The sequence below is a fragment of the Maridesulfovibrio zosterae DSM 11974 genome (assembly GCF_000425265.1).
Classification (GTDB): domain Bacteria; phylum Desulfobacterota; class Desulfovibrionia; order Desulfovibrionales; family Desulfovibrionaceae; genus Maridesulfovibrio; species Maridesulfovibrio zosterae.
In genome coordinates this window covers 707,346-725,623 of the sequence record NZ_AUDC01000010.1, presented here as the reverse complement: position 1 = coordinate 725,623, position 18,278 = coordinate 707,346, and the positions used below count along the sequence as shown (strand labels likewise).

Annotated in this window: 13 protein-coding genes; 1 reads left to right on the top strand and 12 read right to left on the bottom strand. The window is 42.3% G+C overall.

Annotated features, from left to right (window positions below):
• Window positions 1–16: 16 nt before the first annotated feature.
• The 12 genes from H589_RS0103970 to H589_RS0103915 all read right to left on the bottom strand — a co-directional run bounded on the left by H589_RS0103970 (window position 17) and on the right by H589_RS0103915 (window position 16,763).
• Window positions 17–1,207: an AAA family ATPase gene (locus H589_RS0103970; RefSeq protein ID WP_027720834.1), complete on the bottom strand. Its 1,191-nt coding sequence runs from the start codon at window positions 1,205–1,207 to the stop codon at window positions 17–19.
• Window positions 1,200–2,363, bottom strand: coding sequence for a restriction endonuclease subunit S (locus H589_RS0103965; protein WP_027720833.1), 1,164 nt, complete (start codon window positions 2,361–2,363; stop codon window positions 1,200–1,202). Before H589_RS0103965 ends, H589_RS0103970 begins: the two co-directional genes overlap by 8 nt.
• A 1-nt stretch (window position 2,364) precedes the next feature.
• Entirely contained in the window at window positions 2,365–2,970 is a 606-nt protein-coding gene (fic, locus tag H589_RS0103960; protein WP_035074798.1) for a protein adenylyltransferase Fic, read from the bottom strand.
• A complete protein-coding gene (locus H589_RS0103955) occupies window positions 2,967–4,517 on the bottom strand; it encodes a type I restriction-modification system subunit M (protein ID WP_027720831.1) in 1,551 nt (516 codons plus the stop codon). Before H589_RS0103955 ends, fic begins: the two co-directional genes overlap by 4 nt.
• A 348-nt stretch (window positions 4,518–4,865) precedes the next feature.
• Window positions 4,866–6,488 (bottom strand): Tn7-like element transposition protein TnsE, encoded by a 1,623-nt coding sequence (locus H589_RS0103950; RefSeq protein WP_027720830.1) that lies wholly within the window; start codon window positions 6,486–6,488, stop codon window positions 4,866–4,868.
• The gene (locus tag H589_RS0103945) at window positions 6,488–8,002 is read right to left on the bottom strand and encodes a TnsD family Tn7-like transposition protein (RefSeq protein WP_027720829.1); all 1,515 of its coding nucleotides are present in this window, start codon (window positions 8,000–8,002) and stop codon (window positions 6,488–6,490) included. The genes H589_RS0103950 and H589_RS0103945 overlap by 1 nt, the downstream gene beginning before the upstream one ends.
• A 10-nt stretch (window positions 8,003–8,012) precedes the next feature.
• Window positions 8,013–9,674: an AAA family ATPase gene (locus tag H589_RS0103940; RefSeq protein ID WP_027720828.1), complete on the bottom strand. Its 1,662-nt coding sequence runs from the start codon at window positions 9,672–9,674 to the stop codon at window positions 8,013–8,015.
• Complete coding sequence (locus H589_RS0103935; protein ID WP_027720827.1) at window positions 9,675–11,768, bottom strand: Mu transposase C-terminal domain-containing protein; 2,094 nt, start codon at window positions 11,766–11,768, stop codon at window positions 9,675–9,677.
• On the bottom strand, window positions 11,761–12,579 hold the full coding sequence (locus H589_RS19100; RefSeq protein ID WP_035074794.1) for a heteromeric transposase endonuclease subunit TnsA: 819 nt from the start codon (window positions 12,577–12,579) through the stop codon (window positions 11,761–11,763). The genes H589_RS0103935 and H589_RS19100 overlap by 8 nt, the downstream gene beginning before the upstream one ends.
• A gap of 145 nt (window positions 12,580–12,724) precedes the next feature.
• On the bottom strand, window positions 12,725–14,548 hold the full coding sequence (gene glmS / locus H589_RS0103925; RefSeq protein WP_027720826.1) for a glutamine--fructose-6-phosphate transaminase (isomerizing): 1,824 nt from the start codon (window positions 14,546–14,548) through the stop codon (window positions 12,725–12,727).
• Between the two features lie 48 nt (window positions 14,549–14,596).
• Window positions 14,597–15,205, bottom strand: a complete 609-nt coding sequence (locus H589_RS0103920; protein WP_027720825.1) for an XTP/dITP diphosphatase — start codon at window positions 15,203–15,205, stop codon at window positions 14,597–14,599.
• A gap of 103 nt (window positions 15,206–15,308) precedes the next feature.
• Complete coding sequence (locus H589_RS0103915) at window positions 15,309–16,763, bottom strand: two-component system sensor histidine kinase NtrB (protein WP_027720824.1); 1,455 nt, start codon at window positions 16,761–16,763, stop codon at window positions 15,309–15,311.
• A 193-nt stretch (window positions 16,764–16,956) separates the two neighbouring features.
• On the opposite strand from H589_RS0103915, the gene rimO reads away from it, so the two are divergent.
• On the top strand, window positions 16,957–18,270 hold the full coding sequence (gene rimO / locus H589_RS0103910) for a 30S ribosomal protein S12 methylthiotransferase RimO (RefSeq protein ID WP_027720823.1): 1,314 nt from the start codon (window positions 16,957–16,959) through the stop codon (window positions 18,268–18,270).
• Window positions 18,271–18,278 lie beyond the last annotated feature (8 nt).

Below are 18,278 nucleotides of genomic sequence, written 5' to 3'. Positions count from 1 at the left end.
CTAATTCTCTCCAAATTTAAGACGCGTTCGACTTGAAGTGATACATTTCATGAATTTGTTTTACCAAATAACCCAAAACACGCTTGTCATCATCATCTAACTCGGCCACTTCATCGCCTGCATGTTTAGAGTGACTAAAAAGATTTATCATTCTCTCTTCATAAGGGTTAGGTCGGCCGTCATCGGTTTTAGGAAGCAATTCTGCCCATCTTTTGTAACCTAGAAAAGTCGAGGTTTTTTCCAGTATATTTCTTAAAAAATTAAAATGATATTTTTGAATCTGCCCTTCTTGAATTGCTTTTTCAAGCTCTGACTTAAGATAAAGGTGATATGAAAAGGGAGAATCATTGGGCTGATCAGCTAATTTATGAGTTCCATCCTCATATTTCTCCAACCTATATCTCCGGACAGCTCCCCTTTTATAACCTGTACTTTTCTCATCATTATTAAATTCGTTGCTTAATACGTTAAAAAAAAGTGGGTTATGCGTAGTGATGATAAATTTTACTTCTGATGTGCTGGACTTAACCAACTGTGCCAGTTGCACTGCCATTTCAATCAAATGATTTTCGTCCAGTGAACTGACGGGGTCATCAATAAAGATGTATTCAAGTTTATCAAACTGATTATTTTCACGTTCATCAGGCTCGGCGACATTCAATTCTTCAACGACCTGTTCAATAAGGCTGTAAAAAATACTCCAGATAAAGTTACTTTCTTCGCCTTTGGAAATCTTAACGTTCTCGGTTCGTTCATCATTACCGCGCTCATACGAAAAGGTAACCTCAGAAAAAGCCGGTACTGTTATATTTTTACCGTCCTTGTCTTCGATTATGTATTCTTCGTTAAAACGCGGAGTTAATTTATCACTTGTGTAGTACTGAAAATGACTGATCGCATTCTTATCCTGCCCTTGTTCCTGCAGCACCCATTTGGTGTAAGCATTAGGCTGGATTTTGAGTTTCCTCGCGGAATCCCCCTCAAGGTCATTATCCCAATAGAACAAGTCTTCCGTGAAGGCATTGTAATAAAGAACCTTTGTACGATGATCATCCGTATCTTCACTCTCTACACCTTTTGGCATAATGAGTTCTTTAAGCTCTCGTGAAAGACGCGTTTTACCCACTCCATTAAAGGCGTAGATCAGCTGTACCTTTTTAGGGTTATCCTTAAGCTCCTGCGCTATTTCCGTTAGAGTCTTACTCATCGTACACCTCTACCTTAGACTTGGGGAAACTCAACAGCAAATCGCGGTAATACTCGTACTGCTTTTGACGCAGTTCAATTTCTCGGGGCAGGCCGTCGGTGAGGGAGTTGGTTAAGGCGTCGAATTTATCTAGAATACCGACGATGCGGAATTGTTCTTCAGGAGAAGGAACTGGAATACTGTATAGCTCAAGTTCCTTAACACGGACATGCGGAACACCAGCACCTTTCTTCATTGCATGAATCTGTTCTTGTTTGTTTTGAAGAAAATTGTAAACAAATTTAGGCGTTAGTATTGAACTATCGGGATGAACACTGAAAGCATCTGTTAAAAATAATGGCTGAGTCCAAAAACTTACATAGCCTGCATACGCTCCAGATCTGGCGATAACTATAGTTTCACCCTCTCTATTTTTTTCTCCATGGAAGTATGTTGGAAGTGGTCCATTGGCAACGACAGGAATATCTCCGTCTGTTGTCTGCTTTTTTGTTATTGCCGTGCCACGCCGAAATTCCGCAACTTCCCCCAACGTTTTCCACTCCACTTCCCCTTCTTCAAAACTCAACAACTGGTCACGATAATAGTTGTATTGTTTTTTGCGAGCAGTAAACTCGGCGGTAAGCTCGGCGGTAAGCTCGGCGGTAAGCTCGGTGAATTTATCCAGAATGCGGACGATTTCGGCCTGTATTTCAAGCGATTTCTCTGGGTTTTCCGGGCATGGGATGGGTAATCTTACATTTTTGAGCATCGGTTTAGTGAGCTGGGGGATACCAGCCGGCGGAACCTTGTAACCATTTTCAATGGTTTTCATAAAGTAATAAGCGTACTTTAGATTCAAACCAATCTTAGGTGTTAAGACTATCAATCGAACTATTGGAAAAAACGGCTTATCAACAAAGTTAGTCCAACCAATTGTACCTCTGGCCGAAATAGTTAAACTTGGTTTTTCAATTTTTGCGTTATCAGTCCATCCATATAGGGCTTTAACACCAATTCCATTAGACAAAATCGGGATATTAAATTTTTTGGTTTCTACATCGGAAAGCGAATCTTTAGGAACGTCACCACCTGCGAAGACATCAAAAACCGCATCCAACGCTCTCCACTCGACCTCAGCAACATCCAACAGCTTTTCCATAAAACTCAATTCGCTCATGCTACAGCTCCTCAGTCTTAAATTCGCTATAGCCTTCGTAGAAATAGCTTACGTCTATGCCTTTCATAAACAGAGCGCGGTCATCGATCTGATCTGTCAACGCGCTTTTTAACAGCACATTGATTTCAACATCTTTCACCGGACTGCGCTCCATGGCGGAAAGATATTCCTCTTTATCGACTTGATTCCAGTCGATGACCTTTCGAATCTCTTTTTTCAAAATGAGATCCAGCCAAATGCGGGTTGCGCGGCCGTTGCCTTCTCGAAAAGGGTGGGCGATGTTCATCTCTACATATTTTTCAATTATTTCATCAAAGTTGCTTTGCGGCATGGAATCTATGTGCTTCAGGGCAGCTTCCAGATACATGAGCGGCGCAAAACGGAAATTTCCTTTGGCAATATTCACTTCACGGATTTTTCCGGCAAAATCATAAATATCACCAAACAAATAGTAATGAATGAATGCGAGACCTTCAAAGGTTCCGACGTTTACCTTTTTGATATCACCCGACTCAAACAGCTGCTTGGCTTTTTGCTTGCTTATTTTCTCTTCAACCTTGCCCAGTTCAATCTGATCACTGATGCCCAGTTTATTTTCCAACATCATTCGTCACCTCCTTCAATCTCCGCAACAATGGCATCAATATCCTTTCGAAGTTGATCTATCTTGGCGACAGTAGTTTTCAGCTCGGCATTGAGCTTTGCAATATCAATTACCTCGCGGGTGTCTTTGGCTTCCACATAGGAGCTTACAGACAGATTGTAGTCGTTGGAAGCTATCCGGTCACAATCGACGGACTGGGAAAAGTGATCGACATTCTTTTTGCTGTCGAAGACCTGCATGATCTGTTCAATATGATCCTCGGTGAGGATGTTGGTATTGGTTTCTTTTTTGAACAGGCCGCTGGCATCAATAAACTGGGTGTTGGTGTCGGTTTTGTGCTTAGAGAGCACGAGGATATTCACGGCGATAGTGGTGCCGAAAAACAGGTTGGGAGCGAGTGAGATCACGGTCTCCACATAGTTGTTATCCACCAGATATTTCCTGATTTTCTGCTCGGCACCGCCACGATAAAAAATACCGGGGAAGCAGACAACGGCAGCACGGCCTTTACTGGAAAGATAACTGAGCGCATGCAGCACAAAGGCAAAATCAGCCTTGGATTTGGGTGCTAATACACCTGCAGGGGCAAAGCGGTCGTCGTTAATCAGAGTTGGGTCGTCTGAGCCTTTCCATTTCACCGAGTATGGCGGGTTCGAGACAATGGCGTCAAAGGGTTTGTCATCACCAAAATGAGGGTCGCTCAGAGTGTTGCCAAGCTGGATATTAAACTTGTCGTAGTTGATGCTGTGCAAAAACATGTTCATACGCGCCAAGTTGTAGGTGGTGTGATTAATCTCCTGACCAAAAAAACCGTCTTCGATGATGTGCGCGTCAAAATGTTTTTTGGCTTGCAGCAGCAGAGATCCAGAACCGCAGGCAGGGTCATAAATTTTATTAACGCTGGTTTGCTTGTGCATGGCAAGTTGGGCAATCAGCTTGGAAACATGCTGCGGAGTAAAAAACTCGCCGCCGGATTTTCCCGCAGTGGCTGCATAGTTTGAGATTAAATATTCATAAGCATCACCGAACAAATCGATCTGATTGTCATGAAAATCACCGAAGTTCAACTCGGCCACGCCCTTAAGCACAGCGGACAAGCGGATATTCTTGTCGGTAACGGTGTTGCCGAGACGGTTGCTGGTGGTGTCAAAATCAGCAAACAACCCTTTGATGTCGCCTTCCGACGGGTAGCCATTGGCGGAGTTTTCGATGTCGGCAAAGATGCTGGCGAGATTCGTATTTAAACTTTCATTAGAGTTGGCACCCTTGACTATATTAGCGAACATCTGGCTGGGGTAGATGAAGTAACCCTTGGTTTTAACGGCATCGTCTTTGATTTCAGGTGTGATTACCCTGTCGGATAACTCGGCGTAATTGATGCTCTCGTCACCGGCTTCAATGTAGCTGGCAAAATTTTCACTGATAAAACGATAAAACAGAGTGCCGAGCACATATTGTTTAAAATCCCAACCATCTACTGCGCCTCGTACATCATTGGCGATTTGCCAGATCTGGCGTTGTAGAGCTGCACGTTGTTGCGTACTTGTCATATATAAAATCCTAATTTTGTTAGTTTACTTTGGTAATTTAACCACTTTTTACTTCGCACCCCACTCATCGACTTCGTCTTTTTTGAATTTCCATAGACGTCCGATTTTGTGGGCGGGGCTCCCTCCATGTGGGCACAACCCGGCTAAACTAGGTTAAACAGGGTTGAAGATCTATAGATGAAATGCAAAAAACAAGAATATTTCCAGTAATGAAATTATATCTACCCACTACCAGTTCTTAAAAAAATTTAGGTAGTTGCTGACAAATGCGGATCTTCCGGAATCTGCGGATGCACTCCAACTTCTCTATTACAATTTTTTGCAACGAAAAACTGCAACAGATTAAAATCAACGCAACTTACTGACAGCCAGATAGCACCTATTAGCCCATCCATGTACCGAATTAGGAAGTAAGACTCCTTTGTTACCAGACTTAGATTCAGGATGCGGTATTCTGACATATCCGCGTTTACCATAATAATCTGAAAGTAATTTGGTAGGCCATGTGAGAGAATCACTTACAAATTCGGCCATTACCTTACCTATTTGATATTTTAACTTCCCTGCATCCCGTACAAATATAACCAGTGTTGAAATAGGTTTCACTGCATCAGAGGTATCTACTTCTAAAAAGGCTATATGTTTATCTCTTATCTTAAACTGAACAATAGCCACACACCTTGGACTTCCGTCAGTTGAAAGAAGGTGTTTTTTACTTCGGCCTCGTCGGGGCAAACTCTTGGTATCTAAAGAAATAAACTCGCACCATCTATTAGCTTTCAATCTGTCGACCATATTTGAAAAACAAGTAAATTTTCTCTCAAACAAATGATCGTTATCTGTTGTGTCATTAATCGTATTCCATTCTGCAGCGGATTTACCCTGTCCAGCCACAGATTCATTCATACTGACATCTTGAGATATTACTTTTTTTCCCTCTTCGCCATCCGTCACACTTAAAGTAGCATTAGATTTTTCTTTTTCAGAGACACGCTTAACGACAAATGGGGTTTTAAATTCACATTCAACTTTTTCAGCATCAATCTCTGTACGTATTGTATCTGCATTTGCTACGTCAATATCATCTACACAAAATGACTCAGAAGCATCAGGAGCGACCGGACTTTTGCCTTCGTTGGCTTTTGAGCCGGGAATCGAAAACTCCGGATGAAACATTTCAATGTTCTCCGGAATATTAGCTTGCAATCCTTCAAATCCTAAAATCTGATGAACAAAACAATATTTGCGAGACTCATCATAAGTAGCTCTTATTTTTATAGTCACATCATCTAAGTCTGGCGGGTCAAAATGAAAGATCCACTTTTTGCCATCCTCTGTATAACTGGACTCTTGTAATTGATACTTAGCAATACTCTCATATGATGCCCGCACCTGACTATCTAACAAAATCCAACACAAATGATTCCTTTTTGATAGGTCATTAAACGAATTTAACGGATAGTTGGAATTCTTTAAAACATTGATACGAACAGAACCACCATCATTAGAACAATCAATTTGAAAGTCATCTTCCAACACACGGAACACAGGAGCTGATCTAGCCAAATAGCTATCTCTAAAAAATAAAGCCCGAGCTAATTCAAATTGAGGGATAAAATACGTGTATTCCCCATCTGTAAAAACAAAATAATTTTGCAGTATTATCTTCTCAGAAGAACTATTTTTAGCTATCCTTTGTTTAAAAGACTTGGATTCCCAATTTGCAATATTTTTGAGGCGAAGACTGCTTATCTTTCCGCGAGACGTCGAATTCCTGCGTGGATTTACAGTTTTCCCCTGTGACAAAACAGGAGTACTGGCAAGTGACACGGTCTTGTTCTTGTTAGGATTTTTACTGTCAGACAAAAAAATATTAATTCTCCAGTATACGCTTCCTATTTCTTTTACGAACTCCCCAAAATAATTAAGAATCGTATCTAAACTAAAATTTTTAAACAAATAATCCCGCATTAATCACTCACTTCTTTCAAGTACTGCGCAGCCTCAGCACGAATTCGTTCATCACTCAGACCGGCCAATCTCAAAATTTTCCATCTCCGCTTAGGCTCGCAGTCAACCTCAAGCTGTCGGATAGCAACAGCAATCCTGCGAATCTGATAGTCGGGTACTGACTCACAATATTTTTCAAAGAACTCGACAGTTAATGGAAGTTTGCCAAGATTTGTTTCAACGGTTGCTTTGGGGCCAAGCTGATCCAAATACCAATTTCTGGAACGCCTTGGGCCTTCTAAATCATTTAATTCCCTTTGATGTACATCTTTCAAAGTAGCCAAAACATCTTGATCCCGTTTTTTCCAATCAACCCGCTTATTTTCAGAACGAGAAGACCGGCGGTACTGCCCATTAATTTTCATCAACCAAGCCCGGTCATTTCGATACAACCATGCATAGATAGCCGCCCCACCAGAGAACCGAGCCTTTTTCACCCCGAACTCTTTAAGGAATGCTCCCCACGAGCTACGGATATCAAGAGTGTCTTGATTAGGCCTATCTTCTGAGAAGTCCACAGGACAGTTCACAGCGCTCTTTGACTTCAAACTAGACACGTTATTCAAGACCGACTGAAAATTCCATCCTGAATCCAACAAAGACTCTAAAACGACAATATGCTCAAGGTAGCTGAATGACTTCCTATGCTTTCTAAAAATTGATTTTAACCAACATGAATTAGAATTGCCCAATGGAAGGAGACCATTCTTTTCGAGCCACTTCGTTGTCCATTTGGCAGTGACTTTTTCTGAAATCAGATCATGCAAAACGTTCTTGCCCTTGGCGCAGCCGCTGTCTCCCGCTAATTGTATGTAAAACAGTCCCCACTGTTCAAAAGAAGGGGATTCTACCGGGGAAGCACTCAGCAATTCATTAACAAGTTCAGCAACACGGAAATCATATGCACCGCCGAATTCACAAGCTTCCCCAACACAAACATCAGGCCTAAGCGGAAAGAACTGGTGTCGATGCCTACCATGCAATTCAATTCGAGAATTATGTAATGATCCATGCTGTGGGCAAACATCAGCACCGGCAACCTGCCAACTGCGCACCCAATAGAACTCTCCAAACTGAGAAAATTGTTGCTCAAGACATTCAGGACAATATCTGAAAAAACGAATTTGCTTTACGCGGGAGGCTGCAGCTCCGAGAGCAAGGTGGACAGCACCTTTCGATTGTCCTGTCATCCATTTTAGACACTGAAGCCTTCGGTCTTCTGGAACAAAGGGAGCGTAAAGAGGGAAAATGGTATGTTTGTATATGATGTTCACGACATCAAGATTCAGAGATTGAGGATATAATTCTGAAATTTGTTTGATATGTGAGGGAAAGTCAGGCGTCGCTATAACTTTGCGGTTAGCAAAAACTTCGTCCAATAGCTGTTTAGGGCTCATCAGACCAGCATGAATACCAGCCCGTGCCACAACACTATAGATAAGCTCATCTGGGTATGGCACGGGAAAATTAAACATTATGCGACACCTACTGCAACCATGAGTTTACATCGAAAATCAATGAATATTTTTTCAACTCACCATACAAATTTACCTCGTCGACCTGAGAAAATTTAAAACGTAAATCATCCGAATCAAGAGTATTCCAATTTTTCTTTGGAACTGACTTAATCTTACTGGAAGATACTTTTTCAGGCACCAAATCAGAAGATTCATACCAATCCAAAATAACCGGAACCAAAGCACGCGTAGACAGTCCCGGCGATTGAGCCAAGGCTTTCTTAACAAGCGAAACTACTCTGGAGGACTCACATCCCATGCCGGTAAGCAAAGAATGCAATCTTTGAGCTTGTTCATTTCCACCATAAATGACGTAAGGAGAATCCTCGAACTCCACGACCTCACTGATTGCGGACGACAGCTCCAACATTTTTTGATCCATTCCTGGCAACGTAAGATCTGAAAATTGTGCGATTTTTTCAGGATCCTTTGACCGAAGGGCGGCCAACATGGGATGTACCGGTTTGAACTCATCTTCATAAACTTGCTTTATAAGATTTAAAGTAATCCGTTCTGTTCCGGTAACTATTGCCCTGAGCTGAGATAAAACAAACAGTTTAACGACTATATCATGCACTCCTTGAGACAAGTCGTACCAGCATTGGCGGATCTCTTCACTGAGAATTTCATCACGTTTTTCAAGCCACTGATATTTCCATAAGACATCAGTGAAAGCTCTCCATTCTGTTCGTTTTATCTTTCCCGTTTTTGCATTAATTACAGGTGCCGGATTCGCCATTGGCTCCCAAAGTAATGACCCAAATCCAGCCCCCCTGCGTGCAGAGCGTAAATCCCTTTCAAAAATAGATCTAGCCTTTGGAGTACCTACTAAAACAACGGGAAGCCCAATTGTGTTAACCATTGTGACGAAGAAATTAAGCATTTTATCAACGCCACCCGACCTTTTTCTGCTTAAATGCTGAATTTCATCAATAACCAATAGTCCCAACCCATGTAAATTTGCGACATGCGGCATCAAATTAAGTAATGTTTCTGCAGTGGATCTCTTTTTGACATACCTTTCTTCGTAATTGGTTTCCAAAACTTGATCCAATGCGCGGAAAAAATTAACACAGAGATTCCTAATACCCCCATCATGGGGACAATCAATTTTTAAATAAACAACTTGAATAAAATTATATTTTTCGTGAAAAATCGCTTGAGGGTATGCTGCAAGACTATAATCTAATGTTGTTGACTTACCGCTCCCAGAACATCCAAGAAACAACAAACTTAAGGCTGTTGACCGGGCTTTTCTAAACTTACAGGTGTCGAGCTCACCACTTTTAAGTCGCTCATAACCATTCTGCATATGAGCCGCCCAAGAACCGTCATCTAAATTTCGTCCAACATAACCACGCCTAATCATTATGGACAATCTTTCTTCAAGCTTAATATGAGCAGCTAACGGCTGAAAAAAGTCATCCAGTAAAGAAGGGATCATATGTGCTCGTACACGTTTATCTGCAAAGATGTCTTCAGTATGAAATTTAACATCACCGCGCAAACTACTCTTCACCTGTGCATGCGACATTTTCTCTGGCAAAGCCTCGATACACGGGTTCCCTCTATAGCTTGGAACATCAGAAGGAGTATAAACAGCTTTTACTATGTTCTTCGGTAGTGGCATTTAGCTCTCCTCGTCGTCAAAGAGTTCGTCTATAAGATCTGGATAACTATAATCTTTTTCCTGCGGAGCACCATTAAACAAAAGGACTTTTGCCGGAATGTCTTTCCGTACCCTTTTCGACTTATGGAATGGAACGCTCCTCTCAGCTTCTTTTTCTTGAGCCTTGTTACCTTGAATTCCTCTTATACGTGCGGCATTGCTCATGTGACTTGTGTCAGGGGCCTTTCTTTCAGCTTCTTTAATCGTTTTAGCAACAAACTCTTCATGTAGCCGCTTCTGTTCTTCTGCCTCCAACTTACTTTTCGCTTTAGTCCGCTTTTGTGCATCCTTTACCTGCCACACGTCCCAGAAAGAACTTCCCCGGAATTCTCTGGATCGGTCAGTCAATGTGCACACCCAGTAATCACTTTTCCCCTTATACGGAAAAAGATAGATATGAGCCGCAGAAGCAGGATCATAGGCTGCATACAACCCCACAGGCCTGCGAACATCTTTTGACCGATGCATCCATCCACTCTTCATGAGTTCAGAAGACGTATAATATACCCCAAAAACTGAAATCCCCAATTCGGAAACAGTAGCTTTCACTCGGGGCAGTAAACTAATTCTGAGCGCATCTTCAGAAGCAACTCTCAATCGCCCCGTCCTGTTCTGAATTCCCCAATTCCAAAGCGACAACGGAGTCATTTCCAAATCTGCGGGCATATCAACATCCCGGTCATACTTACTCAAAAGGTGAAACCTATTATGGTACAGGACTGAAGATAAAATTATCTTCTTGAATTCACTCACTGACAGCTTGGCATCCAGCCGGTAGTCTTTTCCCCCACGCTTTTTAACAAGTGTTTTTTCAACAACTCCGGGAGCAAACGGCTTAAAATCAGCCTGAAGAGTTTTGAAACTTCGCTCGACAATGCCTTTTGCATCACCACGGTATGGCGGAGCATTTTCAATGCGCACTGCAAAACTGCTTTCAAGGGACTCAATTTGATGACCGAGCAGTTCGCCCCTATCTGCTAGAATTGCATTGGGTAGCCCTACAACCGGCCATTGTTCATAAGTAATATCTTCAAAACCCAACTGCTTACACAACTCAACCTTATCAGTCATGGCTATAGCAAGAGCCTGCATAGCGGCTGCATAAGACGGAGATTCGAAACCGACATAAAAACCAGCAACCATTCTGCTGAACACATCAATAACCATGTAAATTACAGGCCGGCCGACAATATTTCCCCGATCGCTATCGGAAACAAGATAGATGTCTGCAATTGTGGCATCGATCTCAAAACGAGATCCCGGCCCTAAAACATTGCTATTGGCTGTTCCTTTAAGAGGACGAACATCTTTAATGTATTCAATGGCAGTTGTACGTTTTTTTAATTTCTGGACCTGACTATATTCGCGAGAGTAAAAATGCTGTAACTGCCGCTTTGTTGGAACTTCTGATTCAGGAATATCAGGAAAATAATTTTTATATAACTTTAAGCATCTTCTGTAAGCATAGGCTAGGCTTATCCCCTTATCTTTCAAGAGATACCTATCAACCGCCATCCTGAAAAAACGTTCAACTTGTTCATCAACCACCACGCCAATACCCGGGGCGTATTTCCGAGGTCTTCCAAGCTTTTTACCGTTCGCCTTACGTTTTTTCCCTTTGCCCCCTGATTTTTTGTAATCGGGAAGAAGCGCATTGGGGGTTTGCCCGCGCTGCCAATACTTACGAAGATTCAAATATATAGTGCGCTTTGTGGCCCGACCATCAGCGACAATTTTATTAATATATTCAGATCGTACTTTAGGGAGATAGCTGTTAGAGTTAGTAACAATTTCTTTGATCAGGTCATAACTTTTGTCTCGTCTTTTCTGAGCGGAGGAGCCTGACTCAGGATTTTCAAAAGCTAACTGGGCAAAAGGATCTTCGGTACGAAGAAGCACGCCCTCCTCTAAAGCAGCATGCAATTCTCTAATAAGCATAATTACAGGGAAAACTTTAGGATCATCAATATCAATCCAAACCAACTGCTCTGGAAAAATCTGTAAAACACGAAATAAATTTTCTTCGTATTTAAGGACTTCATTGACTCTAAACATTTATCACCTCCAGAGCAGAAATATCCTCCACGTAGCCTATATTCACAGGGGTTAACTTTCTGAATGGAATGTTCACGTCAAAAGATAGCAACCGACTGGCTAAAAGAGCTCTGATTTCAGCCAGCGACTCTCCAGCTTCATGGTCGTATTTAACGTCCAATGACTTAGAAATTTTAATTATGGTTGTAGAAGGATTCTTCGTAAAATGATGGGAATAAAACTTCAACTGTTCAGTCAACTCACTTAGTTCGTAAGTTCTTTGCTGATCAGGATATAACCATTCAATATTCTGAAAAGCAGTGCTAGAAATGTCTTTCTCAGTAACCAGAAACCATGGAACATCTTTATATGCCCAGTAGCGTCGTTCCAACTCAAGCTTTTCAACAGTTCTTGGATCGCTCAAGTCTTTAGTGTATTTTACCTGTAGTGCGAATTTCGGGAGATTCGGATCGGAAGAGTTGACCAGAAAGTCTGAAGACATGACTTGGAGAATTCCTGAAATTTGAGGATGTCTGATGCTGGCCTCTTTTGCCAACTCAAGGGTGACACCCTGCTGCAAAGGGAACTGCTCTCGAATTTCAATTGTTTTAGAACACCAATCAAGAGTCAAAAAAACAGCCAACTCAAGATCGGAGAATAGATGATGTGTTCGCCGTGATTTATGCCCAAAAACTCGATGAGACCTGCCTTTGGAAGGGATATCACGGACTCGCAACCAAGGAGAATAGGCCGGACCACGCCCAGCCCCACGTCCTTCTTTGATCCACCTTTTAATCTTTCCCTCTGTTAAGCCACTATTTCTTTTTGACATAAGAAAGCCGCTCCTATTTTTGACCATAGTTATAGTCTAACAGGAACGGCTTTAGTATACAACTTTATTGTCTGGTATACTTCTTTATTGTTTGGTATACATCTTTATTGTTTACCTACACAAACAAACTCATAACCACCTTAATTTATTCAACAGTTACGGATTTTGCCAAATTGCGAGGCTGATCCACATCCTTACCGAGGTAGTCTGCTGTTTCATATGCAAACAACTGCAAAGCAGGAAGAGCTATGAATGTATTAAGAGGACCCCAGACTTCTGGTATAGTCCAGCGATGTTCAACATCCAGTTCTACTCCGGGGTTTGTCAGGGCAATAATTTCTCCGCCACGAGCCTGAACCTCTACTAGATTCGATTTGACCTTGGGAAAAAGGTCATCATTTAAAGCCATAGCAAAAGTAGGGAACTTGGGATCAATAAGCGCAATTGGACCATGTTTCATCTCTCCGGAAGCATAACCTTCGGCATGAATGTAAGAGATTTCCTTAAGCTTAAGTGCTCCCTCTAGTGCCAATGGAAAATAAAGCCCTCTGCCGAGAAAGAAAAAGCTGTCCGCTTCAGAAAAAATACGGCTGAGTTGCTGTGCTCTGCTGCGCATAGCCGGAAGTTCTGCTTCAAGAATTGATGGAATATTTCGCAAATCAGCTGTTGCACGGCTGTATGTAGCATTATCAATCACACCTTTCTTCTTACCCCAGTACAAAGCAAGCAGCAGAAGTGCGGTAAGCTGGCTGCACATGGCCTTGGTTGATGCCACGCTGATTTCAGGACCGGCCTGAGTGTAAACAACATAATCAGCCTCACGGGCAACACTGGAGCCAACCACATTACAAAGGCCAATAATAGAAAGCCCTTTATCTTTTGCGAGTTTGATACCAGCCAGTGTATCCGCAGTCTCACCGGATTGACTGATAGCAAGAGCGACACCGTCTTTTGAAAGCAAAGGGTCACGATAACGAAACTCTGAGGCAATTTCGACTTCAACCGGAATCTTTGCCCATTGTTCAATGAGATATTTACCCCAAAGCCCAGCATGATAAGATGTACCGCAAGCGATAATATGCAGCCTTTCGGGGACTTCCATATCCTCAATCTCAGAAAGAACAACCTCGCCTTTGGTCTGGTCGATACGCCCTGCAAGACAATCGGAAATAACCTTGGGCTGCTCAAAAATTTCTTTGATCATAAAATGTTTATGACCGCCCTTCTGAGCAGCCTGAACATCCCAATTAATGGTTTTAACTTCTTTCTCGACAGGTTCAAGAGAGTCTGCCCGGAATACTTCCCATGAGGATGAAGTGATTTTCACGAGCTCGCCATCTTCAATGAAAACAACTTCACGGGTATATGGCAGGAAAGCAGGAATATCAGAAGCTACAAAATTTTCACCGACTCCAACACCCATAACCATAGGGCTGGCTACACGTGCAGCGTACACAGTTCCCGGTTCATCAACAGAAACTACAGCAATAGCATAAGCCCCATCAACCTGTTTAAGAGCCCAGGAAATAGACTCAAGCATTGACTCATTACACTTACGGCCCTCGGCTATTAGGTTGACTAGCACCTCAGAATCAGTATCTGAACGGAATTCATAGCCTTTTTTGACCAGATCATTCTTAATTTCCTGATAATTCTCAATGATGCCATTATGGATCATTGCGATCTTTTTTTCATAATCCAGATGAGGATGAGCATTGCGCTCAACAGGCACCCCATGAGTTGCCCAGCGGGTATGGCCAACCCCAAAAGTGGAATTGACTACATTTTTTTTAGCAAGCTTTTCATCAAGGGCTGCAAGTTTCCCCTCAGCACGCACAAGCTCAATTTCTTTGTTCTGAATGGTTGCGACTCCTGCAGAGTCATAACCTCTGTATTCAAGTCTCCTAAGCCCCTCTACAATAAGAGGCACAGCGGGACGATATCCGGCATATCCTATAATTCCACACATATATCATGTCTCCTGATTATTTTACTGACCGGCTGATTCTTTAAAAAATTATTTGCTGATTTTTTTCTGAAAGTCAGACCATTGTGCCATAAGGGCACGTAATGCCTTCCCCCTGTGAGAGCGGGCATTTTTTGTTTCGCGGGTCATCTTCGCTGCCACACATTTTAATTCAGGGTCAAAAAACAATGGATCATAACCAAAACCCTGCTCACCGGACAGCTCAAAAGTAATTTGTCCTTCCCATTCTCCGCGACTCTGAATACGAATATTATCAGGTGTTGCAGCAACCATTACACAGACAAAACGAGCAGTCCGCTTCTCTTCTTCTATCCCGTCCAGCTCTTTGAGTAACTTAATGTTATTCTTTTCAGGAGTAGCCCCTTCTCCGCTATAACGGGCAGAATAAACACCGGGCGCACCATCCAAAGCATCCACTACCAGACCGGAATCATCCGCAACAGCAAGAAGTCCGGTAATGTTAGCAACAGTCTGAGCTTTAATTATTGCATTTTCCAGAAATGTTTCGCCAGGCTCGGGAATATCCCCAATCTCCGGAAATTGATCAAGTCCTTTCACATTTAATCCAAAATCTTTAAAAAGCTCATTGAATTCAGCAATTTTACCTTTATTATGAGAGGCAAGAACTACGGTTTGCAAATCTATCTCCTGTTCGAAATATAATAAGATTCACAGATGCTGCACACCTGCGCCTTTAAATCCATAAAAAAATGATGAGAGACTATTACGCTGTAGATGCTGTTTACGCAACCGGATTAGCTATAGGCAAGAGCAAAGCCACACTAGTTCCACTGTCTTCCCTGCTGGCTAGTTCAACATCACCGCCAAATTCTTCCATTATTTTTTTTACAAGGGGAAGACCCAGCCCATTACCATTTACCTTGCTGGAATAAAACGGCTCAAAGACCTCTGAACGGATTTCGTCCGGTATACCTGGTCCGTCATCGCGAACTTCAAGCCAGACAAAGGCCGCTGACACACCTGTAGAAATCTTTATTATGCCACCATCAGGCATGGCTTCCATAGAATTTTTCACAAGATTAATAAGGCATTGTCTGACCTGCTCGGCCCCGCCTACTCCCAAAGGTATATTCTTATCAAGGTCCAGCTCTACTTTTATGCCCTGTAACTGACATCCCAATGAAAGAAGCTGCATTGCATCCGCCGCAACCCTGTTCACATCAATATTATTCTTTTCAACATCCTTTGCACGGACAAAACTCAAAATACTTTTCAACAGTTTGTCCAACCGCTTTGATTCATTATAAATGATCTTTATTTTTTCATGCCCAGACTCATCAATAGTTTTGTTTTTGAGCAAAACCTTAGCAAAACCACCCATAGCCATAAGCGGATTACGAATTTCATGCGCGATGTATGCGGAAAGCTCGCCCACAATTGCCATTCGTTCCGATTGCTGAAAACGATGCTCCATCAAAGTTCGCTCGGTAATGTTTCTGCGAATAACAACCAACTGTACAACCTTTCCAGTCTCTTCCTCAACAATCGGATAAATATAAAGCCTGAAGAAATTCATTTTACCATCACTATCCGTTTCAGGCATCATCAACTCATCAGGTTTGTCTCCAGTCATTTTATCTAAACGGATCACACCCTTTTCAACGGGACAAACCGAACTTAAGCAATCATAAAAGTGAAGTGGATTCTGACCCCTTAAATCCTCAAGATTTTCTCCAGCCTTAATACAAAAAGTCTTATTACAATCTACAATCATGCCACTTGAACCAATTACAATTATATCCTCCGGCATTTGATCCACTACAGATTTAAACAGTCCCTGCGTCTGCATCAGGTCAGCTTTACAAGCAATCCATAAACGATCAGTCGCATGCAGACGCAAGAAAAAACGAGCAGCAGGAAGCTCAACCAAAGTTATGTCAGCAGGAAGACATGAACGTAACTCAGCGACCATTGCTTTTTGTCCTGAAAGCTCAAAAACCATATTAATTTGGGGATGAGCAGTAAGCATTTCGCTTAAATTTTTATACAGAGGAAATTTAAACCCAGAAGAAAGTGGATTGCCAACCTCATCAAGCAGAACACCGGCTTGGAGATCAATTCCCGCGCCTTCACGACTGCTTTCCTTAAGAAGCTTTGAAAGAGATGAAAGAGCATAAGAATATCCAACAACTCCGATACAATCTTTCTGTTTTTCATATTCAAAATTTTCCAGCATATTGTCTCCACTTCATTTAGAACATCAGAAGGTACGCATTAGACTAAACTACTTTCCTTTAAATGGGCAATCATCATTAAGCTTAATTTACTGCTTTGCAGTTGCAAGGGAATGAGATATCCATTGCAGCGCAAGGAATACTTACCTATAAAATATTTCTTCAGTAATCATACAGCAAATGGAATTATTAATAATGACAAATCAAAAAATTAAAATTTATACTATAAGCCTCGGCTGTCCAAAGAACCGAGTCGATACAGAAAAAATGCTTGGTACATTTGGCAGCAGCATGATCCCCGTACCAACCCCCGAAGAATCAGACCTTGTCTTGATTAATACCTGTGGCTTTATCGGCCCTGCAACAGAAGAATCTATTGACTCAATTCTTGAAACTTCCGAAATAATCAAAGAGATCAGCCCTAAACCTATTCTTGCAGTAGCAGGATGTCTGGTCAGCCGTTACGGAGCTCTGTCTGAGCAAATCCCTGAAGTAGACCTCTGGCTCTCCACCCATGATCTGGATAAATGGCCTGACATGGCAGCAAAAGCTCTCACTAAAGAATTCGTTGCTGAGCAGACCAGAGCTATAAGTACAGCTCCGGCATACGCTTACTTAAAGATAAGTGAAGGGTGCTCCCATTCCTGTAGATTCTGCACCATACCATCTATTCGAGGCCCGCAAGTAAGCCGCGAGCTGACCGGTTTGGTAGAAGAAGCAAAATATATTCTTGATCAGGGTGTTCCTGAAATCATTATTGTAGGTCAAGACAGCACCGCCTACGGCTCGGACTTAAGTGACCAGACAACCAACCTACGCAATCTAATTGAAAAACTGCTTCCACTGGACGGGCTAGAATGGCTGCGCCTCATGTATCTATATCCAGCAGGGCTGACCGACGAGATGTTAACATTCCTTGCTAATGCAGGAAGACCTTTATTGCCTTATTTTGACATACCTGTTCAGCACGCACACTCTGAAATTCTGTCATCCATGGGCCGCCCTTTTGCCCGTGACCCACGCAGGGTTATTGACAGAGTCCGCAAACACATTCCACATGCAGTGCTACGTACCAGCATAATCGTAGGATACCCTGGAGAAACTGAAGAACATTTCAATATTCTTATGGATTTTGTAAAAGAAACAAGATTTCAGCACCTCGGCGTATTCTCATATCAGCCTGAAGAAGGAACTCCTGCCGGAGAAATGGAACAGCTGCCCGCAGAGCTGAGGGAAGAACGCCGCCTGAGACTGATGGAATTACAGTCTGTAATAAGCCGCGAAATTCTTGAAGAAAAAATAGGTGAAACCATCGATGTACTCATCGAAGAACCTAATGAAGAATGGGATGGACTTTTTAACGGAAGAGTCTGGTTTCAAGCACCGGAAGTAGACGGAATAACCTACATAAGTGCCCCGGAAGACTCAATTGAACTGAGACCGGGAATGATTGTTGAGGCAGAAGTTGACAATGTTACAGATTATGACCTTGTCACTTTGATAAAATAACCTGTGCA